Origin of the sequence: Stenotrophomonas koreensis, assembly GCF_001431525.1 — a bacterium.
GTDB classification, from domain to species: Bacteria; Pseudomonadota; Gammaproteobacteria; order Xanthomonadales; family Xanthomonadaceae; genus Stenotrophomonas; species Stenotrophomonas koreensis.
The window spans coordinates 17989-43813 of sequence record NZ_LDJH01000018.1; the positions used below are offsets into that span (position 1 = coordinate 17989).

Annotated in this window: 20 protein-coding genes and 2 pseudogenes; 18 read left to right on the plus strand and 4 right to left on the minus strand. The window is 60.5% G+C overall.

Annotated elements, in window-relative coordinates; all coding sequences use genetic code 11:
• Positions 1 to 90 precede the first annotated feature (90 nt).
• From ABB25_RS10875 to ABB25_RS10930, 12 genes are all read left to right on the plus strand, one after another.
• Positions 91 to 474, plus strand: a complete 384-nt coding sequence (locus ABB25_RS10875; protein WP_057666711.1) for a DUF4398 domain-containing protein — start codon at positions 91 to 93, stop codon at positions 472 to 474.
• Complete coding sequence (locus ABB25_RS10880; RefSeq protein WP_057666712.1) at positions 471 to 1358, plus strand: OmpA family protein; 888 nt, start codon at positions 471 to 473, stop codon at positions 1356 to 1358. The genes ABB25_RS10875 and ABB25_RS10880 overlap by 4 nt, the downstream gene beginning before the upstream one ends.
• 329 nt (positions 1359 to 1687) lie before the next feature.
• Positions 1688 to 1909: an HP1242/YdcH family protein gene (locus ABB25_RS10885; RefSeq protein WP_057666795.1), complete on the plus strand. Its 222-nt coding sequence runs from the start codon at positions 1688 to 1690 to the stop codon at positions 1907 to 1909.
• Positions 1910 to 2083: 174 nt separating this feature from the next.
• On the plus strand, positions 2084 to 3460 hold the full coding sequence (locus ABB25_RS10890) for a pyridoxal-phosphate dependent enzyme (protein ID WP_057666713.1): 1377 nt from the start codon (positions 2084 to 2086) through the stop codon (positions 3458 to 3460).
• 85 nt (positions 3461 to 3545) lie between these two features.
• Positions 3546 to 4445 (plus strand): UTP--glucose-1-phosphate uridylyltransferase GalU, encoded by a 900-nt coding sequence (gene galU / locus ABB25_RS10895; protein ID WP_057666714.1) that lies wholly within the window; start codon positions 3546 to 3548, stop codon positions 4443 to 4445.
• Between the two features lie 48 nt (positions 4446 to 4493).
• Positions 4494 to 5654 (plus strand): cystathionine gamma-synthase, encoded by a 1161-nt coding sequence (locus ABB25_RS10900; protein ID WP_057666715.1) that lies wholly within the window; start codon positions 4494 to 4496, stop codon positions 5652 to 5654.
• A 25-nt stretch (positions 5655 to 5679) separates the two neighbouring features.
• The gene (locus ABB25_RS10905; protein WP_057666716.1) at positions 5680 to 6462 is read left to right on the plus strand and encodes an ABC transporter permease; all 783 of its coding nucleotides are present in this window, start codon (positions 5680 to 5682) and stop codon (positions 6460 to 6462) included.
• Positions 6463 to 6477: 15 nt separating this feature from the next.
• Positions 6478 to 7083 carry an acyltransferase gene (locus tag ABB25_RS10910; protein WP_057666717.1) on the plus strand — a complete coding sequence of 202 codons (606 nt, stop codon included), beginning with the start codon at positions 6478 to 6480 and terminating at the stop codon, positions 7081 to 7083.
• Positions 7067 to 8317 (plus strand): glycosyltransferase, encoded by a 1251-nt coding sequence (locus ABB25_RS10915; RefSeq protein WP_057666719.1) that lies wholly within the window; start codon positions 7067 to 7069, stop codon positions 8315 to 8317. The genes ABB25_RS10910 and ABB25_RS10915 overlap by 17 nt, the downstream gene beginning before the upstream one ends.
• On the plus strand, positions 8314 to 9615 hold the full coding sequence (locus ABB25_RS10920) for an ABC transporter ATP-binding protein (RefSeq protein WP_057666721.1): 1302 nt from the start codon (positions 8314 to 8316) through the stop codon (positions 9613 to 9615). Before ABB25_RS10915 ends, ABB25_RS10920 begins: the two co-directional genes overlap by 4 nt.
• Entirely contained in the window at positions 9612 to 13280 is a 3669-nt protein-coding gene (locus ABB25_RS10925; RefSeq protein WP_083488267.1) for a polysaccharide pyruvyl transferase family protein, read from the plus strand. Before ABB25_RS10920 ends, ABB25_RS10925 begins: the two co-directional genes overlap by 4 nt.
• A gap of 17 nt (positions 13281 to 13297) precedes the next feature.
• Positions 13298 to 14536, plus strand: a complete 1239-nt coding sequence (locus tag ABB25_RS10930) for a glycosyltransferase (protein WP_160319433.1) — start codon at positions 13298 to 13300, stop codon at positions 14534 to 14536.
• A 253-nt stretch (positions 14537 to 14789) separates the two neighbouring features.
• On the opposite strand, the pseudogene ABB25_RS10935 reads toward ABB25_RS10930, so the two are convergent.
• Positions 14790 to 16009 (minus strand): annotated as a pseudogene (locus ABB25_RS10935) (ISL3 family transposase).
• A gap of 100 nt (positions 16010 to 16109) precedes the next feature.
• Here ABB25_RS10935 and ABB25_RS10940 point away from each other — a divergent pair.
• Positions 16110 to 16655 (plus strand): annotated as a pseudogene (locus ABB25_RS10940) (SGNH/GDSL hydrolase family protein); the annotation flags it as partial.
• Positions 16656 to 16960: 305 nt separating this feature from the next.
• Here the strand turns inward: ABB25_RS10940 and ABB25_RS10945 are convergent.
• Positions 16961 to 19546: a sulfatase-like hydrolase/transferase gene (locus tag ABB25_RS10945; RefSeq protein WP_083488271.1), complete on the minus strand. Its 2586-nt coding sequence runs from the start codon at positions 19544 to 19546 to the stop codon at positions 16961 to 16963.
• 13 nt (positions 19547 to 19559) lie between these two features.
• Between ABB25_RS10945 and ABB25_RS14585 the strand changes: the two genes are divergently transcribed.
• The gene (locus ABB25_RS14585) at positions 19560 to 20378 is read left to right on the plus strand and encodes a PI-PLC domain-containing protein (protein WP_152981187.1); all 819 of its coding nucleotides are present in this window, start codon (positions 19560 to 19562) and stop codon (positions 20376 to 20378) included.
• Between the two features lie 71 nt (positions 20379 to 20449).
• Here ABB25_RS14585 and ABB25_RS10955 read toward each other — a convergent pair whose 3' ends face one another.
• Together ABB25_RS10955 and ABB25_RS10960 are read right to left on the minus strand one after the other, a co-directional pair.
• Positions 20450 to 21385 (minus strand): electron transfer flavoprotein subunit alpha/FixB family protein, encoded by a 936-nt coding sequence (locus tag ABB25_RS10955; RefSeq protein WP_057666732.1) that lies wholly within the window; start codon positions 21383 to 21385, stop codon positions 20450 to 20452.
• Positions 21385 to 22131, minus strand: a complete 747-nt coding sequence (locus ABB25_RS10960; RefSeq protein ID WP_057666734.1) for an electron transfer flavoprotein subunit beta/FixA family protein — start codon at positions 22129 to 22131, stop codon at positions 21385 to 21387. The genes ABB25_RS10955 and ABB25_RS10960 overlap by 1 nt, the downstream gene beginning before the upstream one ends.
• Before the next feature lie 253 nt (positions 22132 to 22384).
• Here ABB25_RS10960 and rfbB point away from each other — a divergent pair, with 253 nt between their 5' ends.
• Genes rfbB through rfbD form a run of 4 tightly spaced genes read left to right on the plus strand, consistent with a single transcriptional unit; the run spans position 22385 to position 25805 of the window.
• Positions 22385 to 23440: a dTDP-glucose 4,6-dehydratase gene (gene rfbB / locus ABB25_RS10965; RefSeq protein WP_057666797.1), complete on the plus strand. Its 1056-nt coding sequence runs from the start codon at positions 22385 to 22387 to the stop codon at positions 23438 to 23440.
• Positions 23441 to 23443: 3 nt separating this feature from the next.
• On the plus strand, positions 23444 to 24349 hold the full coding sequence (gene rfbA, locus ABB25_RS10970) for a glucose-1-phosphate thymidylyltransferase RfbA (protein WP_057666736.1): 906 nt from the start codon (positions 23444 to 23446) through the stop codon (positions 24347 to 24349).
• Entirely contained in the window at positions 24346 to 24903 is a 558-nt protein-coding gene (gene rfbC, locus ABB25_RS10975; protein WP_057666738.1) for a dTDP-4-dehydrorhamnose 3,5-epimerase, read from the plus strand. Before rfbA ends, rfbC begins: the two co-directional genes overlap by 4 nt.
• Positions 24900 to 25805 (plus strand): dTDP-4-dehydrorhamnose reductase, encoded by a 906-nt coding sequence (gene rfbD, locus ABB25_RS10980; RefSeq protein ID WP_057666739.1) that lies wholly within the window; start codon positions 24900 to 24902, stop codon positions 25803 to 25805. Before rfbC ends, rfbD begins: the two co-directional genes overlap by 4 nt.
• Positions 25806 to 25825 lie beyond the last annotated feature (20 nt).

Genomic DNA, 25825 nt, shown 5'->3' on the forward strand with positions numbered 1-25825 from the left:
GGTTCCCCAATGAACTGCCTGTTGCCGTTGCATGCACGGGCAAGGCTTGACGACAATGGCCACGACTGGACTTCAGCCACGGCTCCCCTAATGACTGTTAGCTTCGCATACTTGTCCCGATCGCTGTGTGCGGTCGCCTGCGCTTTGGCGCTCAGCCTGCCGGCAATGGCGCAGGACGCCGGCGCCGAGCTGGCCGCTGCGGCAGTGGCGGTACAGCGCGCCACCGATGCCGATGCCGACCAGTATGCGTTCGAGCTGATCGCCACGGCCCGCAATGGCCTGGCGGCGGCACAGGCCGCAGCGGCGGATCGGCGCCAGCGCAAGCAGGCGCCCCTGCTGGCCCAGCGTGCGGCGGTGGAGGCCGACCTGGCACGGGTGCTGAGCGAGGAGGCGGTGGCCAATGCCGACCTGCAGCAGCGCCGGGCCGAGATTGTCCAGCTGCAGCGCAGCCTGGGCGGGGAGGGTGCGCGATGAAGCCGGCGCTGCTGTTGTTGAGCCTGGCCCTGGTGTTGCCGTTGTCGGCCCGGGCCGCCGGGGACAATGCACTGGCCGCCGCGCTGGGCCAGCGCCTGGCGGCGCTGCAGGCCAACCCGGCCACGGCCGACCAGGCACCGCTGGAACGGTTGCAGGCCCAGCAGGCGATTGATGCGCTGGACAAGGCGCGCAAGCGCGATCTTGAGCATGTGGCCTACCTGGCCGGCCGTCGGGTCGAGGTGGCCGAGGCCGCCGCGCGTGCCGCCGCCGCCCGGCACCAGGTCAATGCGCTGGACCGCCAGCGCGCCGAGCTGTTGATCGAGGGCAGCCGTCGTGAGGCCGCGCGCGCGCGCGCCGAGGCCGAGGCGCTGCGGCGCCAGGCCCAGCTGCAGGCCGAGGAGGCCGAGCTGCTGCGCCAGGCTGCCGAGGCCGAGCTGCTGGCCCGCCAGGATGCCGAGCTGGCCCTGGCCACCGCCTCGGGCAACCAGGCCGCGCGCCTGAACGAGGCTCAGCGTACTGCCGCACGCCTGGCGCGTGAGGAGGCCGAGCTGGTCTCCGGGCAGCGGCTGCCGGAGTCGAAGTTCGAGACCCGCGGGGAAGTGTTCAGCCTGGGCAGCAATGCCTTTGGCAATGGCAATGCGCAGTTGACCGCTGCTGCGGCCAACCAGCTCAAGGCGGTGGCCGAATATCTGGCCATCACCAACAAACGTGGCCGCATCCGGATTGAAGGCTATGAGCGCGCCGCCGGGGTTGGCCAGCGCCGCGCCGAAGCCATCCGTGATGCCCTCGGGGCGGCCGGGGTGGCGGCCAACCGGCTGCAGGTGGTTGGCCGTACGGCCGCTGCCACCCGTGCCCGTGCCGCCGAGATTGTTATCGCTCCGTAAATCCAACAGGCTGAATCTGCTGGTTTTTCCGTGCGGTCCGGGCGTACTTGAACGTCAGCCCGACCTTCACCCAGGCAACTGCGCGCTGCCCCTTGCAGGCCGGACGGCAGCGGCGTAGGGTCAGTTGTCCGGGCAACATTCCGCTGCCCGGGCAGCGCAGGAGGAGGGCGGCATGGTCACAACGTTGCGTGAAGCGGTCATGTCACGTCCGACCATCATCGATGGTCCGGCCGTCGCCGGGCCTGATGTCGTGGTCTGCTCCTGGTTGTTCCCTCACGCCCTGTGCCATCCGGCCGGGGCGTTGTTGTATCCGTAGACGGAGGTTGATCATGTTTGAAGGGCACCCGCAGGAAACGGTGGACTCGTTGTTGCACAACGATGTGGAGTTTCGTCAGCTCTATCACCGACATCGCAAGCTCAACCGCCAGTGCATGGACGCCGAACTGGGCGTATTGGCCGTCACTGACGCGACGCTGGGCCAGATGAAACGGGAGAAACTGGCGGTCAAACAACGGTTGATGCGGATGTTCGAAGGCAAGACGAGCCATTAGACCGCTGCTGCCGCCAGGGCAGCCGGTAACGGTTGTTGCCCCCATCAGCGCCGGGTGCGAGTGTGATCGCCCCGGCGTTTTTCTTGCTGCGCCCTGAAGCGTGGCTATGACAATTGCGGCTGCGCGGTCGATAATCCACGGTCCAGCCGTTCGTGCGGCGCTCAAGAAGCAGTCATGGCCATCCATTCCTCCGTCCTGGAACTCGTCGGTAACACTCCCATCGTCAAGGCGCGCAATCTCGATGCCGGTTGCTGTGAGCTGTACCTGAAGCTGGAGAGTTCCAACCCGGGTGGATCGATCAAGGACCGCATCGGCATGTCGATGATCGAAGCGGCCGAGAAGCGTGGCGAGCTCAAGCCCGGCGCGACCCTGGTCGAGGGCACCGCCGGCAACACCGGTCTGGGCCTGGCCCTGGTGGCCCAGCAGAAGGGCTACAAGCTGATCCTGGTGGTGCCGGACAAGATGAGCCGGGAAAAGATCTTCAACCTCAAGGCGATGGGCGCGCAGGTGGTGATGACCCGCTCGGACGTGGCCAAGGGCCATCCGGATTACTACCAGGACCTGGCCGCGACGATTGCCGCGCAGACCCCGGGTGCCTACTTCATCAACCAGTTCGGCAACCCGGACAACCCGGCCGCGCATGAATTCGGTACCGGGCCGGAAATCCTGGCGCAGATGGCCGAAGTGGGCGGGCTGGATGCGATCGTGTTCGGCTGCGGTTCCTCGGGCACGATGACCGGGCTGTCGCGCTGCTTTGCCGAGCACTCGCCGCACACCGAACTGGTGCTGGCCGATCCGGTCGGCTCGATCCTAGCCGAGTACATCAACGAAGGCACGCTCAACGACAAGTCCGGCAGCTGGATGGTCGAAGGCATCGGCGAGGACTTCCTGCCGGGCATCTCGGATTTTTCGCGGGTGACCAAGGCCTACGCGATCAGTGACAAGGAAAGCTTCCTGACCGCACGCGAGCTGCTGGAGAAGGAAGGCATCCTCGGTGGCTCCTCCACCGGCACCCAGCTGGCCGCCGCACTGCGTTACTGCCGCGAGCAGACCACGCCGAAGAAGGTGCTGGTGCTGGTGTGCGACACCGGCAACAAGTACCTGTCCAAGATGTACAACGACTTCTGGATGGTCGACAACGGCTTCATCGAGCGCGAAAAGACCGGTGACCTGCGTGACCTGATCGTGCGGCCGTTCTCCCAGCGCGACACCGTGGTGGTCGGTCCGAATGATCTGCTCACCGTGGCCTACCAGCGGATGAAGCTGTACGACGTCTCGCAGCTGCCGGTGATGGATGGCAACGCGCTGGTCGGCATCATCGATGAAAGCGATGTGCTGCTGCATGTCTATGGTGATGAGGCGCGCTTCCGCGACCCGGTGGCCACCGCGATGGTCGGCAAGCTGGAGAAGCTGGATGTGCGCTCACCGATCGAGGCCCTGCTGCCGGTGTTTGATCGCGGCCAGGTCGCCATCGTCACTGACGGTGAGCAGTTCCTGGGCCTGATCACCCGGATCGACCTGCTCAATTACCTGCGCCGCCGCGTGCAGTGATTCCAAATGGCACTGCGCTGCATCGCCGATGGTGATGGAGGGTGGCTGAAATTGAAATTTTGACAAAACAAACTGGACGTCGAACATGAGCAATCGAGTGCGCAAGGCGGTTTTCCCGGTGGCAGGGTTGGGTACGCGCTTCCTGCCGGCGACCAAGGTGGTGGCCAAGGAAATGCTGCCCATTGTTGACCGGCCACTGATCCAGTATGCGGTGGACGAAGCCATCGAAGCCGGCTGCGACACCCTGATCTTTGTCACCAATCGCTACAAGCATGCGGTGGCCGACTATTTCGACAAGGCCTATGAGCTTGAGCACAAGCTGGAGGCTGCGGGCAAGACCGAGTTGCTGGAACTTGTGCGCAATGTGGTTCCGGCCCATGTGCGCACGATTTTCGTTACCCAGCCCGAGGCACTGGGCCTGGGCCATGCCGTGCTGTGTGCCAAGCCGGTCGTCGGTGACGAGCCGTTCGCCGTGCTGCTCGCCGATGACCTGCTGTGGAACCGGCAGGGGAGAGGGGCGCTGGGCCAGATGGTTGACCATGTGCACCAGCACGGGGGCAGTGCGCTTGCCGTGGAGAATGTGCCGGCCGACAAAACCAGCAGCTACGGCATTGTTGATGTCGAGCAGTTTGATGACCGTGTTGGCCGTATCAGCTCCATTGTTGAAAAGCCCAAGCCGGAGGCGGCGCCCAGCACACTGGCCGTGGTCGGGCGTTATGTGCTGGATTCCAGGGTTTTTGATTACCTTGAGAAAACCAGTCCGGGGGCCGGTGGTGAAATCCAGCTCACCGATGCCATTGCACAGCTGCTGCAGTCGACCACGGTGAATGCCTACAAGTTCCGGGGGACGCGCTTCGACTGTGGCAGTCACCTTGGCTTTGTCGAGGCAACGATTCGTTTTGCACTTGAAAATGAAAAGCTCAGTGACAGTGCTGCTGCCGCCATGCAGAAGGCTCTGGATGAACTGGGTGTTGAAGAGCGCTGATGACTTCCCGGCGCAGATTCAATTTCTGAATTTCAAAGGATTAATGTTATGAACCCTGACACCAAGTTGCAGCTTGCCACCCTAGCCATCCATGGCGGGCAGTCGCCGGACCCGAGCACCGGTGCGGTGATGCCGCCGATCTACGCCACCAGCACCTATGCCCAGTCCAGCCCGGGCGAGCATCAGGGCTTTGAGTATTCGCGCACCCACAACCCGACCCGCTTCGCCTACGAACGCTGCGTGGCCTCGCTGGAAGGCGGCAGCCGCGGCTTTGCCTTTGCCTCGGGTATGGCCGCCACCTCCACGGTGATGGAGCTGCTCGATGCCGGCAGCCACGTGGTGGCGATGGATGACATCTACGGCGGCAGTTACCGCCTGTTCGAGCGCGTGCGCCGGCGCACCGCCAACCTGGATTTCAGTTTCGTTGACCTGACCGATCTGGCGGCGTTTGAAGCGGCGATCCGTCCGGATACCAAGATGGTCTGGATCGAGACCCCGACCAACCCGATGCTCAAGATCGTCGACATCGCTGCCGTTGCCGCGGTTGCGAAGAAGCACGGCCTGATCGTGGTGGTCGACAACACGTTTGCCTCGCCGATGCTGCAGCGTCCGCTGGAGCTGGGCGCGGACCTGGTGCTGCATTCGGCCACCAAGTACCTCAATGGTCATTCGGACATGGTCGGCGGCATGGTCGTGGTCGGTGACAATACCGAGCTGGCCGAGCAGATGGCCTTCCTGCAGAACTCCATCGGTGGCGTACAGGGTCCGTTTGATTCCTTCCTCGCCCTGCGCGGCCTGAAGACCCTACCGCTGCGCATGAAGGCGCATTGCGCCAATGCGCTTGCGCTGGCCCAGTGGCTGGAAACCCATCCGGCCATCGAGAAGGTGATCTACCCGGGCCTGCCATCGCACCCGCAGCACGAACTGGCCAAGCGCCAGATGGCCGGTTTCGGCGGCATCGTCTCGATCGTGGTCAAGGGCGGCTTCGAAGGCGCCAAGCGCTTCTGCGAAAAGACCCAGTTGTTCACCCTGGCCGAATCGCTGGGCGGTGTGGAAAGCCTGGTCAACCATCCGGCCGTGATGACCCACGCCTCGATTCCGGTTGAACGTCGCAATGCCCTGGGCATCACCGACGGTCTGGTGCGCCTGAGTGTGGGCGTGGAGGCTGTCGAGGATCTGAAGGCTGATCTCCAGACTGCTCTCTCGTGATGAATCTGAGCGAGGGAATGGGTCGATGAGTATTTCCAATACGGCAGAATTGGTATTCCAGCTCGCCAGGCGCGAGGTTTCTGCGCGTTACAAGGGTTCCGTTCTTGGAATCTTCTGGTCGTTTGTGAACCCGTTGCTGATGCTTTGTGTCTATACGTTGTTCTTTTCGGTGATCCTGAAGGTTCGCTGGGGAGATTCTCCGCAAAGCAGGTCGGAATTTGCAATGCTGCTGTTCGTCGGGCTGATGATGCATGGCTTTCTTGCCGAATGTATCAATCGTGCCCCTGGGTTGGTGGTTGGGAATGTCAATTATGTGAAAAAGGTTGTTTTCCCGATTGGCATCCTGCCGGTGGTTTCCATCTGCTCTGCTCTTTTCCATTGGGCAATCAGCATGGTGGTGCTTGCCCTGGCACTGTTGGTGCTCGGGTATGGCTTGCCGCCGACTTTCCCTTTGATTTTTGTGGTGATGCTGCCGCTGATCCTGTACGCACTTGGCCTGTCCTGGATGCTGTCAGTGCTGGGGGTTTTCCTGCGCGACATCAACCAGGTGGTCGGTGTTTTTTCCCAGATCCTGTTGTTTCTTTCTCCGGTGTTCTTCCCCATCAGCAACATTCCGCTCGAGTACCGCGGGATATTCATGGCCAATCCACTTACCACCCTCATCGAGCAGGGGCGTTCCGTGGTTATTGCCGGTCAATTTCCTGACTGGGGGGCATGGTCGGTGCAGTTGCTGGTTTCGCTGGCTTTCTGCTTTCTGGGGTTTTCCTTCTTCCGCCGGACCAAGGGCGGTTTTGCCGATGTATTGTGAATCGGAGTCTGATCTATGAGCAGGATAAAAAGCTGGCTGTTGCGTCAGCCTTTCTTCTACGCGCTGATGGGCCTGAAATACTATCTCGGCAATAATTTGGTGGCGCATTTCCCCAATGAGCGTTTGCGTTCCTGGTATTTGCGGCGGATCCTCAAGGTTTCCATTGGTCATGACACACATGTCAGCATGCGCTGGTTTGTCACGGGCTATCCAGTAAGGTCGCACGTATCAATTGGCAATAATTGCGTCATCAATCGGGAGGTCTATCTGGATGGGCGTACCGGGGTGATCATCGGCAACAACGTCAATGTTTCATTCCAGACCTGCATTCTCAGCCTGCACCATGACCACAACAGCCCGGATTTCAAGGCGATTGGTGATGTGGTGAAGATCCATGATCATGCCTGGATCGGTGCGCGGGCGGTGATTCTTCCCGGGGTTACCATCGGCGAAGGTGCGGTGGTGGCTGCCGGTGCGGTGGTTGCCCGTGATGTGGCCCCGTACGACGTGGTCGGTGGGGTGCCAGCAAAGAAAATTGGTGAGCGCAACCGCGATATCCAGTACCTGACCAAGTTTTCGCCCTTCTTCGATTCGGATGTATTTGATGAAACCGCAGCGTAAAAAACAGGTCCTGGTGTTCATGCTGGCCCCGTCGCTGCCAGCAGTCAGTGGTGGCGACATCTATGCCGTCAATGCCCTGATTCCTTTCGCGGACCAGGTTGACTACCACTTGTTCTGTTATATCGGTGGTGACGAGGACAGGGAGAAGGTCCGTCAGCACCAGGCACTGTATGACTCGGTTTTCCGCTCTGTTCACTTGGAAATGCGGCCGCTGATGCCATTTCAGCTGCCGAAGGTCCGGCGTGCGCTGAAAATGGCCGTACAGGCCCTGCAGGGCTTGCCCTTCATTGATGCCAGCTATTGCAGCCGATCGGCCGTTGCCGCTGCCCGGCGCCTTGCGCGGGAACACCGGATTGATGCCATCGAGGTGAACTCCGCGCACCTGGCCTTCTTCCGGAAGTTCCTGCCAAAGGTGCCCGGGGTGTTGATCAGCCACAACATCGAAGGTGACATCTTTCCTTTCTGGATGCCGGCCGGCCTGAGTGGCTGGAAGTTGCGTTTCATGCAGTGGATTGCCGAGCGCAGCCGTGCGGCAGCGAAGGCTGTTGAAATCGAAAATGCCTTCGGTTTTTCAGCAATGACCTTCATTTCCGCCAATGACCAGGCGCGGGTCACTGCCGATGTACCCAAATACCTGATGCCGTTGCACTTTGTGCAGAGCGGGGCGGCATATGCCGAAAAGTCCAAGGATGTCTTCAATGTGCTGTGGATGGGCGGCTTTGGCTGGTATCCCAATGCGGAAGGGGTGCGCTGGTTTGCCAGCGAGATCTATCCTTTGCTGCGTGAGCGGCTTTCACAGGCTGGCATTGTTCTGCATTTCTGCGGTGGGAGTCCGCCCGAGGAGTTGAAGGCACTGCACGATGGCCAGCAGGTTCATGTGCATGGGTTTGTACCGGACCTGCAGCAACTGCTGGATGAGGCACATCTGCTGATGGTTCCCCTGCTGTCCGGTGGTGGCATCCGGGTCAAGATTGTCGAGGCGATGTCTGCAGGCATTCCCGTGCTCAGCACCAGCAAGGGCTGTGAGGGCATTGGCGCCACCGACGGTATGGACATCATCGTGCGCGATGACGCGGCCGGGTTCGCCCAGGCGTTGCTTGATTGTGCAGCCGATCGACCGCGCTTGGCCGGACAGGCCGAAGCTGGGCTGGCCTTGATGGCGCGGGATTATTCAATGGAAAAAAGCCTGGATGCCAAGCGCCGGGCATACCGGGATGCCGGAGTAGTGCTATGAGCGATATGCCTGCGATTGCGTCCCGGAGCCCGGTAGTGAGTGTGCGCCATGTCGGCAAGTCATTCCGTATCTTCGACAAGCCGGTACAACGCCTGCTTCTTCCCATCACCAACAGGCTGCGTTCGGCCATTGGCGTGATGCCCCGTCAAGTACATACGTTCCAGGCGCTGGAGGATGTCAGCTTTGATATCCATTCTGGTGAGACTGTGGGCATCATCGGGCGGAATGGCAGCGGAAAGTCGACTTTGCTGCAAATCCTGGTTGGAACGTTGCAGCCCAGTGCAGGCAAGGTCGCGGTGAACGGCCGGGTTTCGGCCCTGCTCGAGCTGGGTGCGGGTTTCAATCCGGAATTCAGCGGGCGGGAAAACGTCTATCTGGCCGGAGCAATCATCGGGCTCAATGCCAACGCCATGGCGGAGTTGATGCCGAAGATCGAGGCATTTGCCGATATCGGTGAATTCATTGATCAGCCAGTCAAGACCTACTCCTCGGGAATGTATGTGAGGCTGGCGTTTTCTGTGGCCATTCATGTGTCTCCGGAAATCCTGGTGGTTGACGAGGCCCTGGCTGTCGGGGATACCGCTTTCCAGACCAAGTGCCTGACCCGCATCCGGCGCATGCAGGCCGAAGGCGTCAGCATCATTCTGGTCACGCATTCGACAAATACCTTGCTGGAATACTGCGACCGCGGCATTTACCTCAAACGTGGCCGGGTGGTTTTGGATGGCGCGTGCAGGGATGTGGTGAAGCGCTATGCCGATGACCTCGTGGATGAAGAAGGTGGCCAGGTTCTTTATGAAAATGCGGTGGCCGAAACGGCTGCCGTAAGCAAGAAGGAAGAACCCCAGACCAGCCAGGAAGGCCCGGCCAGCGAGATCACCGATGTGCAGATCCTGGATGCGCAAGGCAATGTGCGCACGGTATTTGCCTATGGTGATGAGTTGGTCATTCGCTTGGAAATCACGGTGAACCGTGAAATTTCCCTGCCCTGTTACGGGGTGCAGATCAAGAGCGTGGATGACATTGCCTTGTGGGCAGGAACCACGCAGAACATGAATCTGGAGCCGGCTGCAACGCCGCCGGGGCATTACACTTTCCAGTGGCGGTTGACACTGAACCTCGCCGGCAACCGTTATGTGATTGCGCTGGGAGCCGGCGATATCGATTCCGGTGAATACAAGCGGCATTCCCGCGTTCCGTATGCCGGGCATATCGATGTGCTGCCCCTGCCACATGCCGGCCATGGCTGGCTTGCTCCCCACCCACGCTTTGAGGCTCCGGCTCCGGTGCGCGTATGACTGCTAGTGCTGCTCCCTCTTTCCGTGCATTGCTGGTGGGCTTTTACGGCGCGCCCAATGTAGGTGATGAAGTTCTGCTGGATGTGGCGATACATCGGGTACGCGAACTCGGTGGCGAGCCGGTGGTGGCCAGTATCGATCCCACAGTGACCTCCGCGATGCACGGTGTGGAAGCCGTGCAGTTTGCCAATCTGGGCCGGGTGGTTTCCGCGCTTGCGCACTGTGACCTGTTGATCATGGGCGGCGGCGGCATTTTCCAGGATCATCATCCCTTCCACCTGGAAGGGGCCTATCTGCCTTATGCCAATGACATTGCGGGCTATGCGCGCCCATTGCTGGCGGCTGCCCAGTTGGGTATTCCCAGCGTCATCTGGGGGCACGGGGTCGGTCCGTTGCGACGCCCGGACGCTAGGATGCTGGTGCGCGAAATTTTCCAGCAGGCAGCCAGGGTCAGCGTACGCGACCCGGATTCCCATGCATTGCTCACCCAGGTCGGTGTGAACCGCCCGATCCTGGTTGCGCCGGATCCTGGTTGGCTGTTCTCGCATTATCACCCACTGCCCGCAGCGACGGAGGTCCAGGCAGAGGCATCGACACGTGTTCTGGCAGTTGTGGTGCGTGAATGGGCCAAGGGCAGCTGGAAGGAGCCCTTGGCTGCAGCGCTCAAGGCTGTGGTGCCTGCGGGCTGGCGGATCTGCTGGGTGTCGTTCCAGAGCCCGGCTGCCGAATCAGCTGTCATTTCTGATTTGCCCTTGATTGATGAATTGCGTGCAATGGTCGGCGACGGTCATCAAAGCGAGGTGGTCAGCCCGCCAACGCCTGAAGCGGCCTGGGAGCTTCTGGCCGGGTGTGATGCCGTATTTTCCATGCGGCTGCATGCCAGCATCCTGGCCATCCAGGCCGGTGTGCCGACCTGCGGCCTGGAATATGACGACAAGTTGAGCCAGGCCCACCTGATGGCGGGCATGCCGGATAGCATGCGCTTGGCCATCGGCGACAGCTCCGAGCGCTATGCGCGGGCGTTGACACAGGCAATCAATGGCCACTGGGTGCCTTCGCGGGAAACCCTGGAAGGCTTGCAGGATCAGGCGCAGATACATCTGGCCATGCTGGCAGATGCCGCGCAGCTGGCCAGGCCTGCCGTGACCTTTGATGCGGCGCGTATGGATTGGGTCACCGCGTGGCTGGAGCAATCACTGCGTGAGCTGGATGAGGTGAGCCAAAGCAGCCAGCGTGCATACACGCTGCTGGAATACCGTGATTACCAGATCGGCCAGCTTCAGGCAGAGCTGGATCAGGCGCAGGCTGTGTTGCAGCAGCTACGTGCCGAGCACGCTGAAGAAATGGCCGTACAGGCTGCGGCTATGGAAAATGATGCGGCGGCTCGTGTCGCAGCCTTGAATGACACACTTGGGCAGGCACATGCGGCATTGGATGACTTGCATGTGGTGCACCAGGAAGAGGTGGCCGCGCAGGTGGCTGCCATGAATGAAGTGCTGGAATCGAAGAGGGAAGCAATGGAGCGGGCAGAACAGCAGGTGAGCGATCTTGAGCAGCGTCTGCGGGGGGCCGAAATTGCGCTGGCAGACGCGCGTGATGACCTGCACCAGAAGGGGGAGTACATCGCCGACAAGGAGGTGTACATCGCCCAGTTGCTGCAGCAGACGGCCGAGCTGGAGGCTGCACTGAAGCACAGTCAGCAACAGACCGCAGAGGCTCTGGACCTATGGCGGCGGTTGCGCCTTGCCCTGGGAATCGTCCGTCGTGATCTGCTGCGTGCCTTTGCCGCTCCGTTCAAGCTGGTGTCGGTATGGCGTCGTTATGGCTCGAAGATCGCGCTGCAGCAGATCCCGCGGCGGATGAAGACCGTCGGCCAGATCCAGTTGGATCAGGTCGCCCCGGCGCAAGCTTCCGCCGCTCCTGTTGATCAGGTGCGGTACCTGCGTGCCGAGCGCCTGCTGGTGCTGGCGTCGGCTGCTATTGATGCCGGTGGCTGGCCCACACGTCCCCTGCAGCTGTGCCTGGGGGCAGATCGTGCCGGCTTTCTGGCCAGGCTGCACGCAACATCGCCACAGGCCGGCGCAGACGTCTGGACGGCTGATGAAAGCCTGAAGCGTTTGCTGGTCGATACCGGTGCATGGCTGGCACAGGTCAATGGCGCTGCAACCCGGGTGCTGCTGGCCGATTCCAATGAGTCTGCCGTGGCGTTGGCCGAGCAGGCGCACGCCCGTGGTGCTGAAATCATTGTTGATTTCGCCTGCCTGCCGGATGTGCAACACAGTCCGCTGTGGCCGCGCATACAGGCCATGGCCAGCCGCAGCATCCATGATGGCCGTGCACCTTCGGTACCAGGCTTGCCGACGCTGTTGCTGGCAGAGGCCGGCGACAACGAGATCTTTGATTCCTACCGTACCCATCCGAAGCCGTCTGCCTACAGCAACAGCCGTGGCAATGTCCTGGTGCTGGACCTGGCTGGCGGCAGCGACGCATGGTTGAGTGCTGCCCTGGCAGCCCGCCACGACGCACTTTTCCATGTCGCACGGCTTGATGGGCAGTCGCCGCAGGCCGAAGACCGGCGGGTCCGGCCTTTTGCCTGGACGCGCTCGCGTACCGAATTGGCCGGCCTGATGGCGGCGGCCGATGTGGTGGTCCTGCTTGGGCACGATGGCCAGCACCGCGATGAATTGCGCAGGCTGGCCATTGCAGGGTTGTTGCTGGAGCGTCCGGTTGTTGTCCAGGCAGACGGGCTGGAGCTGGAATCTGCCAACCTGCATCAGCTGGATGAGGGCGCACTGGGCTCACAACTGGCTTTGACCGCGGTGGAGGACTACCGCTTTGTTGCATCCAATGCCTGGCTGGGGCGTGCGGAAGTGCTGATGGCGCCGGCCTATCCTGCTTCGGTATCGGTGGTTGTCCTGATTTACAACAACCGTCGCATCATCGAGCGCTGTGTGCGTACCATCCTCGATCACGCAGGTGAGTGGTTGCACGAAATTATTGTTGTTGACAACAACTCGGTGGATGGGGGGGCAGAACTGGTCGAGCAGTTGTTCGCCGATGAGCCCAAGGTGAAGTTGGTGAGGAATGCAGAGAATGGCTGCTCCTCGGGGCGTAATCTCGGCGTCAAGCACTCCACTGGGAAATACATCGCGTTCTTCGATTCGGATCAATGGCTGACTTCGCCCACCTGTTTTGTCGAGGCGGTAAACATCCTTGAGTTGGGTGAGGGTGTGGGCACCATTGGCTGGAATGCAGGCTGGTTTGATGCAACCCGTGACGACCTGGGTGGCCCGATCTCTGACTATCTGCCCAATCGTGGGATGAATGCAGAGGCCCAGATGAAGGGCTACCGCGATGACGTGGGTTTCCTCGGTACCAGCTGCATGTTCATCACCCGTGAGCTGTTCGAGTCCATGGAGGGTTTCGATACCTTCTACGATCCGACGTGCTTCGAAGACACCGACATCTGCTTCCAAGTCAAGAAGGCCGGTTATTCGGTCGCATTTCGTGACCTTGCCGGTGTACGGCACCAGCCTCATCAGACCACCGGGGCAAGCGAAGGCAGTGAGCGCTACCGTAAGCTGTTTGCCCGCAATGCCAACTATTTCCGTGAGAAGTGGAAGGGATCACCGGAGTTTTTTGTTGATCTGAAATCCTGGTACTGAGACGGCGGGAGATGGTTATGCGGTGGCAGGCTGGCAGGCAGCGGCTGCTTGAGTTGGTGCTGATGCTGGCGCCGCAGCTGTACGGGAAATTGTCCGCTCTGCGCGGAAGTATCGGCTCACCGGCACTTCCGCCACCCGGGCGCCCGCGCGTCCTGCTGGTGGACCACGATTTTCCCGAGCCGGACAGGGATGCAGGCTCGCGCGCCATTGCCTGCTTTGCCGGTTTGCTGCGCGATGCAGGCATGGAGGTAGTTTTCTGGGCAGCAAGTACGCAGGCGTCAATGGCTGGTCGCCAGTTATTGCAGCAGCAGGGTGTGGTTGCACTGAGCAGGCAGGATACCGGCAGCCTGCAGCGCTGGCTGCAGCAGGAGGGCTTGCACTTCTGTGCATCGGTATTGAGTCGCCCTTTGATCGCCGCGATGTATTTGCCGGTGGTGCGTGGGAAAGTACCCGGGCCGGTGATCTACTACGGGCATGATATTCATCACCAGCGTCTGTTGGCGATGGGGGCAATGTCCGCTATGGATTTGGCAACGCGCTGGGAGCTGTACTTGATGCGGGTGATAGAGCGCCGGCACTGGCGCTTGGCCGATGTTGTGCTGTACCCATCCAGCGAGGAAGCGGCCTGGGTCAACCGTCATCTGGCAGTCAGCGGTCGGGCCGAAAATGCACAGATGTTCCCTCTGTGGACGGTGGATGCCAGTGCTACGCCGAGGTCATCGGATCCGTCAGGGCGCTCGGGCTTGCTGTTCGTCGGCAGTGCATCGCATCGCCCGAACATTGATGGGCTGGATTGGTTTCTGCATGAGGTTTTCCCTTTGCTGAAGCAAGAGGGAAACGTCCCCATATTGACCATTGTCGGCTCCGGAATGGAGCGGTATCAAATACCGGTGGATGCTGCCGATCGCGTTCGTGTACTTGGGCGGGTTGATGATGCCGATCTTGTTCGCTGCTATGCGCAGGCCCGTGTGGTGGTTGCTCCGTTGCGTTTTGGTGGCGGTGTGAAAGGCAAGGTTCTTGAAGCCATCGACATGGGCGTTCCATGTGTCCTGACAGCGGTGGCGGCACAAGGATTGGATGGAATCGAGCTAGCCCTGCCGGTTGTCGATGATCCGATCGACTACGCACGCTCATTGGAGCATCTGCTGGCTGATGACCAGACATGGAGTAAAGCCTCCGTCGATGCGCTGGAGTTCCTGGCCCTGCGATATGACCACGACATGCATGTGCGTCGCCTGCGTGAATTCATCCTGTGAGTTGAGTGGATGTATTTTCTTGACCGGTAGGCTGGATTTTTCTGGATTTTTCTGGATTTGTGGGTTCGTGTTGGTCTTGGATATGCAGTTGAACAGATTATCTTCTTTTCTTGTTATTTTTAATTTTTAACTCTTGGATGCCCCTGGAGGAGATGGCACGACGCCCGGTTGTCATCGAGGCTTACGGTGATTCCACCACCTTGGGGGCGCAGACTGTCAATGGATTGTTGACAATCACTAGTAAAAATGAGGCTCATCGCAAGATGCCGGGGAAGGTGGCGCGGATTTTCAGGAAGAAATATTCCTGATCTCGGTAGCCGTAGGCGCGGCGTTTGATGACCTTGATGGTGTTGTTGATGCCTTCCACGATGCTGGTGTTGAGCCGGTGCCGGCAGCGGGACAGGATTCCGTGCAGATAAGCCTTGAGCTTGTGCGCGAAGTGCACCAGGGCCGCAATGCCGCTGCCCTGTGCCTGCTGCAGCCAGTGCTGCCAGGCGCGCCGGGCCCAGCCTGGATGGCGGTAGAACCACAGCCGCTTGAGCTCATCGCGCATCAGGTAGGCGGTGAGCAGGGGCTGGTTGGCCTGCAGCAGCTCGTCCAATCGCACCCGCTGGGGGTGTTCAAAGTTGCGGCGATTGCGCAGCAGCAGCCAGCGGCTGGACTTGATCACCCGGCGCGCGGGCTTGTCGTGGCGCAGTTGATTGGCCTGATCCACGCGCACCCGGTCGATCACTTCGCGGCCGTACTTGGCCACCACATGGAACAGGTCGTAGACGATTTCGGCATTGGGACAGTGGGCCTTGATCTCCAGCTCGTAAGCGGTGGTCATGTCGATGGCCACCGCCCGGATCTGCCCGGCAACGCCGGCAGGCAGCTGCTCGAAGAAGGTTCGCGCAGTCCCGCGTGAGCGACCATTGCCGACCCACAGCACCTGGCGGCTGATCGGATCGACCACCACCGTGGCATAACGATGTCCCTTGTGCAGGGCGAACTCATCCATGGCCAGGTAGTGGATCCGGCTCCAGTCCGGCGCGGCCACGCTCTGCCGCAGCCAGGCCTTGTCCAGCGCCTTGACCGTATGCCAGCCGAGCCCGAAGAAGCGCGCGGTGGCCAGGATGTTGCTGGAAGCCAGCAGCTGGTTGACCGCCTCGGCCAGGCGGTTGGTCACCCGTTGATAGCGCCCCAGCCAGCTCAGCTTTTCCAGGCGCGGCCCGCCGCACTGCTCGCACCATACCCGTCGGCGCGGCACCACCAGGGTTACCTGCAACGCCATCAACGGCAGCTCCCGGACCCGGCGCAGACTGGTTTCATGCACCTGCCGGCAGCGACTGCCGCATTGCTCGCAATGCATCCTGCGGGCCGTGGGCACAAGGTGGATGGTGACTGTCCGGCTGCCGTCGCTGGGCCAGACGATGCGCTGTACCCGGTAGCCTTCCCAGCCGCCAGCGCGGCAATCATCTTGCGATCCAGCATGATCTCTCACCCTTGAGCTCTGAAATCAGGCCTCAAGCGTAAGCGCAACCGCGAAAAGCTCCACTCTGATCTGCGATGAACCAAAAATGAACCCCGCAGGCTCCAAGATATGCTGCAGGAGCGCTTTGGTGGTCACGTATATGTGATCAATTACGGAGTTGGTGGAACCCAGTCTCATCAGCTGTTGAATGGGACCGAGGGCAGGAAAAAGCCTTGGGGGCTGCAGATGAAAGGTTCTGCGGCAGATATTGTCCTTATAAACTATGCATTGAATGATCATTTTTACAACGCGAAGCCTGCACCTGGCCTGTTCCAGGCGACCCCAGAAACGTATGCGCAGATAATTCGGGATCTGGTGCAGATCGCGAGGGGCGAAGGCAAGTATGTCATTTTGCAGGAGCCTAATCCAACCGTGTATCAGCCCGGGGTTGGGAATCTGTACCGATTCGTGACCGCCTTGCGCGAGGTCTCCAAGGAATTGGATGTTCCGTTGGTTGCACAATACGACGCACTTCAGGAAGTCGCAGGTTGGAAGGGGATGCTCAGTGACAGTGTGCATCCAGGTGAGCTGATGTACGAGCTCAAGGCTGCAAGAACGTTCGAGAGGCTGGTGCTTTTAGTTGAGGCCGTATTGGCAGACGAGTGATCCCGGATCGTTCGGAGTGCTGGTTGCAGGGTGGGCATAGCTGTATGGCCACGGCTGGCAGGCAATGTTGATGGTCATACGCCGCAATCAGTATTATTTACTGGAATGCGAACGGCTTTTCCGTGATGTTCTTCTGGTTGTTGTAATCAGAAGATGGAAAAGGCATATGCCATGCTTGCATGGATTGCTGTAGTCCGGCCTGCTGGCGGCAGGCCGGATACTCACATCATCACTCGTACGTCAGAATCCAGAGTGGATTGAAAGGGCGTTGCAGGCATGGGCTGGAGCAGCTGCAGCTGCCTGTCTTAGGAGACGTTTTCCTCGATCTTGGCAGATATCAGATTGATCTCGGGGCATTGCTGCGGGGCGCAGTTATTGATGTGGAAGTCGATGGAGACGGGCTTGCCGGTTGTTGCCGAGCCTATGTCATCCGGGATCGGAATGATGACGGTTGTCGCTCCATCAACTTCAACGTTCGTACGCGTGCCCATGCTCGACTCAAGCTGCACCGAGGCAGCCTGATTGCTGTTCATCGTCAGGCTGACGGCGGACTTGGTCAGTGGCGCTTCCGGTGTCTTGAAGCGAATTGTTGCGTTCCTGGCGTTGGTCCGGGTACCGGCCGTGCTGTCAAACTTCCAGCCGCATGAGATGTAGCTCATGGCCAGCCCCGTCGAGGAAAAGTCAATTTCCTCATCGACCGGCATGGTATTCAGGGTGGGGAGAAGCTGGTAGTTGTTGATCTTCAGCTCGGCTCCCGGCGAGGCGTAGGCGCGCACCTCGGCGAGATTGACATCCGTTTCGAAAAAGTAACGGGCAACAGCAATTTCGCCGGAAATACGGTCATTGATGGATACCTGGTCGTATCTTTTGTTTCCGTATTCGGAAACCATGTCAATCCAGGAGCCTTCGGCGTTTGAACTTTCTCCATTTATATGCAGAGTGTATTCGCCTGCGCACAGATTCTGGTGTGGGCCATACAGGATGATCCCCTCCCTGCCGGTAGAGATGATGGACTCATTCACTACCGAACCATATACCGTGTCCTGCTCCATGAAACCGGATTTGATGATGAAATCCTTGCGCAGCGAGCTGTACGGAATTGAATCAGCTGCCTGGGCGAGAATTCCTGACAATGAGTTGATCTGCTCCTCCTCCGGCAACAGGGCTGCCTTCGGGGCACCGTCAGTGTCTGACCAGATACACCAACTGGCGGGGTCCTGATCGATATCGAAAGCGACGCAGCGATCGACAAGGGTGATCCGATCCCCCTGATTCTTCATTTCGATGTCGGAGTGGATGCCGCGCGTTCCCACTTCGGTTATCCGGCCGGCAGGGTCAGAGACGAAAATCGCCGGCGGCGTATATTGTTGGTCGCCGATATGCAGTTTGTTCGAGGCAAGCCTGATGCCATCGTTGATGTCGCCGAGGGCCCACAGGGATTTTGAGTAATTCAGCACTGCACGCATGCTGGGCGCTTCATGGTTGTCCGCAGCGCCTTCGTAAGTGATGGACGGCTGCCGGGTATTGCCCGGAAGCTGGGATCTTGAGAACGCAATCGCATTGCCACCATGCAGGAGGTCAAGCAGGGTGGCAGCCGTGTCCAGGGTTGATGCCGGTGCATCCACCACTTGCGCCTGCTGCTGATTGTCAAAGATCATCACCGTGTTCTTCCTGGGGTGATTGCTCAGGATTTCATGGACGTCATTGGGCATTGCTACATGATCAGAGACGATTGCCAGGACCGTGTTGTCCATGTGCGGGCTGGAGAGCACTTTTTCAGCGAAGGACGCAACAAGACGATCCGAACAGGCGACGGCATCAAGCAAGGACTTTCTTGCCCCGGCGCCCTGGTAGTTGATGTCGAGACAGCTGTTGGCAATATGTCCACTGGGGTGGTGGGTATCCAGGGTCAGGCCGACCAGTGCGAATGGGCTGCCCGCATCGGAGAGCTGGACAAAGTCCTGCCACATGCGTTCAAGCAGGATGTCGTCATGCACGCCCCAGGATGAAAAATGCTTTTCAGCAATATCCGAATTTTTGAAATCGGACTTGTCAATAATGGTGTGGAAGCCGTGGTCCTTGAGGAACTGCCCCTTGCCGGCGAACTCGGACGTTGCCCCGCCGACGAACTGCAGGTGATAGCCGTTGGTGGCAAGGATGTCGGTAAGACAGTTGGCCTTTGGCATGAACCGGCCGATGCTGCCATAGCCATTGGCATCATTGTTCAGTGACAATGGCGTACCGCACAAAGAGCTGACCATGCCTGCAATCGTCCAGGTACCGCCAGGGCGGGAATCCACGTTGACGAAGTCGAGGCTGCGCTTGCGTAATGAATTCAGGTTCGGGGTAAGACCTGGAAATACGTCTTCGTTATAGTAGGTTTGCTCGAAACTTTCCAGATAAAGGACGACAAGGTTTTTCTTCTTGCCTATTTTTCCTGTTGGCTCGATGAAAGATACGGCTGCGTTTTCGATGTCCTTTCCTGAAAAGCTGCTTGCAGCAAGCCTGGCTATGTCCCGGGTCAGGGGATTGGCCGCTGTAATGGCAGCAAGTGCGAGATAGAAGATGGTGGACGACCTGCGCTGGCTGATCAGCTGCCGGCGGCAGATGTAAACAGAAAATGCTGCGGTTGCGAGGATATAGGCGACCAGTGGCGCTATTTTCCAGGTGAATTCACTGATGCCGGCGCCCGATACGCCTGTGTGCATGTGGTAAAGTACCGAGTCGTCAATGCCGTTTCCGCTGAGCTCGTTGATGAATATCCAAGCAGCAGTGAGAAGTGATGCGGCTGCGGCAATCGATACTTTTGTTATCTTTCTTGATCTGCTTTTTGCGGCAATGATTGATATCGCGCTGTAAATGCAGAAGGAAATAAGTAATGCTATTTTCATAAGGTGATTCTTGATGAAGTTTTTTTCGATTCTTGCCGTTTTGCTTTTTTCAATGGCATGGGGGGCTAATGCTTCCGGCCGATTGAGTTCTGATGGTTTTATCCTTGTGGCGCATGCCGCTGGCGCAGTTGATGGAAATGCTTACACCAATAGCCGGCAGGCAATTGATTTGTCGCTCGATACTGGTTTTTCCTACCTGGAGTTGGATTTTTCCAGATCGAAGGACGGGCAGTGGTACTTATTGCATGATTGGCCCTCATGGGCAAGCCGGACCGGGTATCAAGGCGAGTTGCCACCTGTTGCCAATGATGTCGTGCAGCGGCTGGGTGGCTATGCAGCTGCGCCGTCCATTCATGGGGTGAAGTCGTCCTACTCGACTGTTCCCTTGGGCGATCTTCTGCGCATCCTGGACCAACGCAGTGGGTTCAAGGTCGTCACTGACACCAAGACTGACGAAGATGCCATGCTTTTGCTGGAATCAATTCCAGAGCAGTACAGGGAGCGGTTCATCTTCCAGACATACAGCCTTGACGGCATGCGGCAGATGGCTGGCCTGCTTGGTGAGCAGAGGGTGATCCTTACTGCGTACCAGCTCCATGACTGGTGGCGTTGGGATGGGTTCAATGAAGAATTCCTGGCTGCCCTGCGCGCTTATCCGAAGATGTTTGCAGTTACCGTGCCGCTTTCCGTTGCTTATGAAAAAGAGAAGCTGGGTCGGTTGCTTTCAGTGGGGATCCCGGTTCTGGTGCATGGGCGGCCGGATGAAATCAACAGTTACAACCTGCCGCGGCAATTGATGGAGCGGGGTGTTTCCGGTGCTTATGTCGATTGACTCCGGGAAAACCGACCGATAAAAAAGCCAGTCACGAAGGACTGGCTTTGGTTGCAACCGGAATACTCCGGTCAGATTGCCGCTTCAATCTCGGGCAGCAGGGTAAACAAATCCCCCACCAGACCGATGTCGGCGATCTCGAAGATCGGGGCATCAGCATCCTTGTTGATCGCAACAATGGTGCCGGCATCCTTGATCCCGGTGAGGTGCTGGATCGCGCCGCTGATGCCCACCGCCACGTACAGCTCCGGGGCGATGATCTTGCCGGTCTGGCCGACCTGCATGTCGCTGGGCACGTAGCCGGCATCCACGGCGGCGCGCGAGGCGCCAACGCCGGCACCGAGTTTGTCGGCCAGCTTGTAGATCACTTCGAAGTTTTCGGCCGAGCCGACACCGCGGCCACCGGAGACCACACGCTTGGCGCTCTGCAGGTCCGGGCGGTCGCTCTTGCCCGAGGTCAGCGAGACAAAGCGGGTGTGGGTCGGCAGGGAGGCATCCACGTTAATCGCTTCGATGGCGGCATTGCCACCTTCGCCAGCGCTGGCCCAGGAGGCGGCACGCACGGTGGCCACCACGGCCTGGTCGGCCGGCACCTTCACGGTGATGATCGCGTTGCCGGCGTAGATCGGGCGCTGGAAGGTGTGCGCATCGATCACCGTCATCAGGTCGGAGACCTGGTTGACCCCGAGCAGCGCGGCCACGGCCGGCATCAGGTCCTTGCCGGTGGTGGTGGACGGGCCGAACACATGGCTGTAGCCGGCAGCGGCCTGGGCGATCTGCGGGGCCAGCTGCTGGGCAATGGCATGTTCGTTGGCCGGATTGGCGATGGTCAGCACGCGGCTGACGCCGGCAATCTGCGCGGCCTGTGCGGCCACGGCGGCCGGGTCGGCGGCCAGCACCAGCACGTCGACCTGGCCACCCACCGCCACGGCGGCGGTCACGGTCTTGGCCACGGCGGCATTGAGCTGGCCGTGCAGGTGTTCGGCAATGACAAGTACCTTGGACATCACAGCAACCCCTTCTGCTTCAGTGCGGCCACCAGTTCGGCGGCGTCCTTGACCATGATCCCCTTGGAGCGCTTGGCCGGCGGGGCATAGGCGGTGGTTTCAAAGGTGTCGGCGGCTTCAACGCCCAGCTCGGCCAGCTGCAGGGTCTGCAGCGGCTTGGTCTTGGCCTTCATGATGTCCGGCAGCTTGATGAAGCGCGGCTCGTTCAGGCGCAGGTCGGTGGTGATCACCGCCGGCAGGTCCACTTCCAGCACTTCCAGGCCGGCGTCGATCTCGCGGGTCACCGTGGCCTTGCCGTCGGCAACCACCAGCTTGGAGGCGAAGGTCGCCTGCGGACGGCCCCACAGCGTGGCCAGCATCTGCCCGGTCTGGTTGGCGTCATCGTCGATGGCCTGCTTGCCCAGCAGCACGATGTCCGGCTGCTCGGTTTCCACCAGCTTGAGCAGGGTGCGCGCGGCGGTCAGCGGCTGGATCGCCGCATCGGTGACCACGTGGATGGCGCGGTTGGCGCCCATCGCCAGGCCGTTGCGCAGGTGGGCCTGGGCATCGGCCGGGGCGATGGTGGCCACGACCACCTCGCTGGCAATGCCGGCATCGCGCAGGCGCAGGGCCTCTTCCAGCGCGATTTCATCAAACGGGTTGGGCGAGAGCTTGACGCCGTCGGTGACCACACCCGATCCGTCAGGCTTGACCTGGATACGGACGTTGTAGTCCACAACGCGCTTGTACGCGACGAGGATTTTCATCTGGTACGACATCCTTCTTTGCGGGGTTGTCCGGGCCTTGCGGACCGGTTGAGGGGGTTCATTCTAGCGGGCACCTCCTGTCCGTGCGACACCGTATGGATAGCCGTGCTGACAGGGGAGTGCTGAAGTATGGATCTTATCAAATGTCCGGACAAAGTTTTAAGCCGGCAAACCCCGCATGGCGGCAGACTGACCCGGTCGGCTATGCTATGCGGCTGTGCGCCTTTACCGGTGCGTCTTCAGTGAACAGATCATGGCAACTTGGTTGGTCACCGGCGGTGCCGGTTTTATCGGTGGCAACTTCGTCCTCGAAGCGGTGACCCGTGGAGTGAAGGTCATCAATCTGGATGCACTGACCTACGCCGGTAACCTGCAGACCCTGGCCTCGCTGGAGGGCAACCCGGCCCATGTCTTCGTCCATGGCGATATTGGCGACCGTGAGCTGGTGGCGCGTCTGCTGGCCGAGCATCAACCCGATGCGGTGCTCAATTTCGCTGCCGAAAGCCATGTCGACCGCTCGATTGACGGCCCGGGTGCCTTCATCCAGACCAATGTGGTCGGCACCCTGGCCCTGCTGGAGGCGGTGCGTGATTACTGGAAGACGCTGCAGGGCGAGGCGAAAGAGGCCTTCCGTTTCCTGCATGTGTCCACCGACGAGGTCTACGGCACCCTGGGCGATACCGGCAAGTTCACCGAAACCACTCCGTATGCTCCCAATTCGCCGTATTCCGCGTCCAAGGCTGCCTCCGACCACCTGGTGCGGGCCTTCCACCATACCTACGGGCTGCCGGTGCTGACCACCAACTGTTCCAACAACTACGGCCCCTACCACTTCCCGGAAAAACTCATTCCGCTGGTGATTGCCAGGGCGCTGGCTGGCGAGCCGCTGCCGGTCTACGGCGATGGCAAGCAGGTACGCGACTGGTTGTTCGTGTCCGATCACTGCGAGGCGATCCGCACCGTGCTGGCCAAGGGCCGGGTCGGCGAGACCTACAACGTCGGTGGCAATGCCGAGAAGCAGAACATTGAAGTGGTGCAGGCGATCTGCGCGCTGCTGGACCAGCGCCGCCCGCGTGCCGACGGCCAGCCGCGTGCCAGCCAGATCACCTACGTGACTGACCGCCCGGGGCACGACCGCCGCTATGCCATCGATGCCACCAAGCTGCGTGACGAGCTGGGCTGGGAGCCGTCCTGGACGTTCGAGCAGGGTATTGCCTTCACCGTGGATTGGTACCTTGAGAACCAGGCCTGGGTAAACGGCGTACTCGATGGCAGCTATCGCCTGCAGCGTATCGGTACGGAGGGCTGAGCCATGACCACGAGCACGAGCACGAGCAAGCGCAAGGGCATCATCCTGGCCGGCGGCTCCGGCACCCGGCTGTACCCGATCACCAAGGGCGTCAGCAAGCAGCTGCTGCCGATCTATGACAAGCCGATGATCTATTACCCGCTCAGCGTGCTGATGCTGGCCGGGATCCGCGAGGTGCTGATCATCAACACCCCGCACGAGCAGGCGCTGTTCCAGGCCCTGCTGGGCGATGGCAGCCAGTGGGGCATGGACATTCAGTATGCAGCCCAGCCCAGCCCGGATGGCCTGGCCCAGGCCTTCCTGATCGGCCGTGACTTCCTGGCGGGCCAGCCCAGCTGCTTGGTACTGGGCGACAACATCTTCCACGGCCACGGTTTGACCGAATTGCTGGCCCAGGCCGATGCGCGTGAAAGCGGTGCCACCGTGTTCGGCTACTGGGTCACCGACCCGGAGCGCTACGGTGTGGCCGAATTCGATGCCGCCGGCCGCGTGGTTGACCTGGTCGAAAAGCCGGAAAACCCGCGTTCCAACTATGCGGTGACCGGCCTGTATTTCTACGATGGCAAGGCCAGTGATTACGCGGCCGAGCTTGTTCCCTCGCCGCGTGGCGAGCTGGAAATCACCGATTTGAACCGGCGTTACCTCAGTGAGGGCCAGTTGCACCTGCAGCAGCTGGGCCGTGGCCATGCCTGGTTGGACACTGGGACCCATGCTTCCTTGCTGGAGGCCTCCAATTTCATTGGCACCATCCAGACCCGTCAGGGCCTGCAGGTGTGCTGTCCGGAAGAAATCGCCTTCAACCAGGGCTGGATCAGCGCCGGGCAGCTGGAGCAGCTGGCCGCGCCGCTGAGCAAGAATGGTTACGGCCAATATTTGCAGGCGCTGGTGCGCCGGAGTGGCAAGGCATGAAGGTCATCCAGACTTCCTTGCCGGGGTGCGTGGTGATCGAGCCGGCGGTGTTCGGGGACGCCCGTGGCGCGTTCTATGAAACCTTCAACGCCGAGCGTTTTGCCGAAGCCGGATTGCCGACCCATTTCGTGCAGAGCAATGTTTCCACTTCCAGCCGTGGCGTGCTGCGTGGCCTGCATTACCAGTGGCCGCGGCCGCAGGGCAAGCTGGTGACCGTGCTGGAAGGCGAGGTGTATGACGTGGCAGTGGACATCCGCCGCGGCTCGCCGACCTACGGTCGCTGGGAGGCAGTGATCCTATCGGCGGAAAACAAGCGCCAGTTCTGGATTCCCGAAGGCTTTGCCCATGGCTTTGCCGTGCTTTCCGAGCGGGCGGTGTTCAGCTACCTGTGCACCGATGTCTATGTGCGGCAGGCCGATGCCGGTATTGCCTGGAACGATGCCCAGCTGGCGGTGGACTGGCCGGTTGCCGAGCCGCAGCTGTCGGACAAGGACCAGCGTGCGCCCTTGCTGGCTGATGTCGCTGAAGATCGCCTGCCGGTATACCAGCCATGAAGGTGTTGCTGTTTGGTGGCAACGGCCAGGTCGGTACCGAGCTGCGGCGGGCGCTGGCACCGTATGTGGAACTGGTGGTCACCACACGCAGCGGCATGATTGATGGTGTTGAATGCGAGGCAGCCGATTTTGACCGCCCGCAGGCTGTGAAGGCCGTGCTGGAACGTGTGCAGCCGGAGTTGATCATCAACGCCGCTGCCTACACGGCCGTGGATGCCGCCGAGACCGATGCCGAGGCGGCCTGGCGTGCCAATGCCGAAGCGCCGGCGCAGATCGCCGGCTGGTGCGCACAGCACGGCGTGCCGCTGGTACATTACTCGACCGACTACGTGTTCGATGGCCAGGGCAGCCAGCCTTATCGCGAAGACGATGCCACTGCGCCGCTGGGTGTGTACGGGCAGAGCAAGCGCGCGGGTGAGGAGGCCATCATCGCTTCCGGTGCGCCCTACCTGATCTTCCGTACCGCCTGGGTCTATGCCAGTCATGGCAGGAACTTCCTGCGCACGATGCTGCGCCTAGGCGCCGAGCGCGAGCAGCTGGGCGTGGTTGCCGACCAGATCGGCAGCCCGACGTCGGCGGCCTTGATTGCCGACACTACCCTGGCGGTATTGCAGTCTGGCCAGTTGAGGTCCGGCATCTGGCACCTGACCGCCAGCGGCCAGACCAGTTGGCACGGGTTTGCTACCGAGATCTTTGCCCAGGCCCATGCGCAGGGCCTGTTGGCCAGCACGCCGCTGGTAGATGCCATCAGCACGGCTGAATATCCTACGCCGGCCAAACGCCCGGCCTGGTCAGTGCTGGACAACCGCAAGCTGCAGCAGGATTTTTCCATCACCCTGCCGGACTGGGAGCAGGAGCTGGCGGCGGTACTGGGCCAGATGAGCGTGACAGGCAAGGCCTGAGAGGCTTGCCTGTGAGCGGA

What these genes read in the sequence shown, in the direction of transcription:
- ABB25_RS10875 (WP_057666711.1), top strand. Translation starts at nt 91, where the DNA reads ATGACTGTTAGCTTCGCATACTTGTCCCGATCGCTGTGTGCGGTCGCC.
- ABB25_RS10880 (WP_057666712.1), top strand. Translation starts at nt 471, where the DNA reads ATGAAGCCGGCGCTGCTGTTGTTGAGCCTGGCCCTGGTGTTGCCGTTG.
- ABB25_RS10885 (WP_057666795.1), top strand. Translation starts at nt 1,688, where the DNA reads ATGTTTGAAGGGCACCCGCAGGAAACGGTGGACTCGTTGTTGCACAAC.
- ABB25_RS10890 (WP_057666713.1), top strand. Translation starts at nt 2,084, where the DNA reads ATGGCCATCCATTCCTCCGTCCTGGAACTCGTCGGTAACACTCCCATC.
- galU (WP_057666714.1), top strand. Translation starts at nt 3,546, where the DNA reads ATGAGCAATCGAGTGCGCAAGGCGGTTTTCCCGGTGGCAGGGTTGGGT.
- ABB25_RS10900 (WP_057666715.1), top strand. Translation starts at nt 4,494, where the DNA reads ATGAACCCTGACACCAAGTTGCAGCTTGCCACCCTAGCCATCCATGGC.
- ABB25_RS10905 (WP_057666716.1), top strand. Translation starts at nt 5,680, where the DNA reads ATGAGTATTTCCAATACGGCAGAATTGGTATTCCAGCTCGCCAGGCGC.
- ABB25_RS10910 (WP_057666717.1), top strand. Translation starts at nt 6,478, where the DNA reads ATGAGCAGGATAAAAAGCTGGCTGTTGCGTCAGCCTTTCTTCTACGCG.
- ABB25_RS10915 (WP_057666719.1), top strand. Translation starts at nt 7,067, where the DNA reads ATGAAACCGCAGCGTAAAAAACAGGTCCTGGTGTTCATGCTGGCCCCG.
- ABB25_RS10920 (WP_057666721.1), top strand. Translation starts at nt 8,314, where the DNA reads ATGAGCGATATGCCTGCGATTGCGTCCCGGAGCCCGGTAGTGAGTGTG.
- ABB25_RS10925 (WP_083488267.1), top strand. Translation starts at nt 9,612, where the DNA reads ATGACTGCTAGTGCTGCTCCCTCTTTCCGTGCATTGCTGGTGGGCTTT.
- ABB25_RS10930 (WP_160319433.1), top strand. Translation starts at nt 13,298, where the DNA reads ATGCGGTGGCAGGCTGGCAGGCAGCGGCTGCTTGAGTTGGTGCTGATG.
- ABB25_RS10945 (WP_083488271.1), bottom strand. Translation starts at nt 19,546, where the DNA reads ATGAAAATAGCATTACTTATTTCCTTCTGCATTTACAGCGCGATATCA.
- ABB25_RS14585 (WP_152981187.1), top strand. Translation starts at nt 19,560, where the DNA reads ATGAAGTTTTTTTCGATTCTTGCCGTTTTGCTTTTTTCAATGGCATGG.
- ABB25_RS10955 (WP_057666732.1), bottom strand. Translation starts at nt 21,385, where the DNA reads ATGTCCAAGGTACTTGTCATTGCCGAACACCTGCACGGCCAGCTCAAT.
- ABB25_RS10960 (WP_057666734.1), bottom strand. Translation starts at nt 22,131, where the DNA reads ATGAAAATCCTCGTCGCGTACAAGCGCGTTGTGGACTACAACGTCCGT.
- rfbB (WP_057666797.1), top strand. Translation starts at nt 22,385, where the DNA reads ATGGCAACTTGGTTGGTCACCGGCGGTGCCGGTTTTATCGGTGGCAAC.
- rfbA (WP_057666736.1), top strand. Translation starts at nt 23,444, where the DNA reads ATGACCACGAGCACGAGCACGAGCAAGCGCAAGGGCATCATCCTGGCC.
- rfbC (WP_057666738.1), top strand. Translation starts at nt 24,346, where the DNA reads ATGAAGGTCATCCAGACTTCCTTGCCGGGGTGCGTGGTGATCGAGCCG.
- rfbD (WP_057666739.1), top strand. Translation starts at nt 24,900, where the DNA reads ATGAAGGTGTTGCTGTTTGGTGGCAACGGCCAGGTCGGTACCGAGCTG.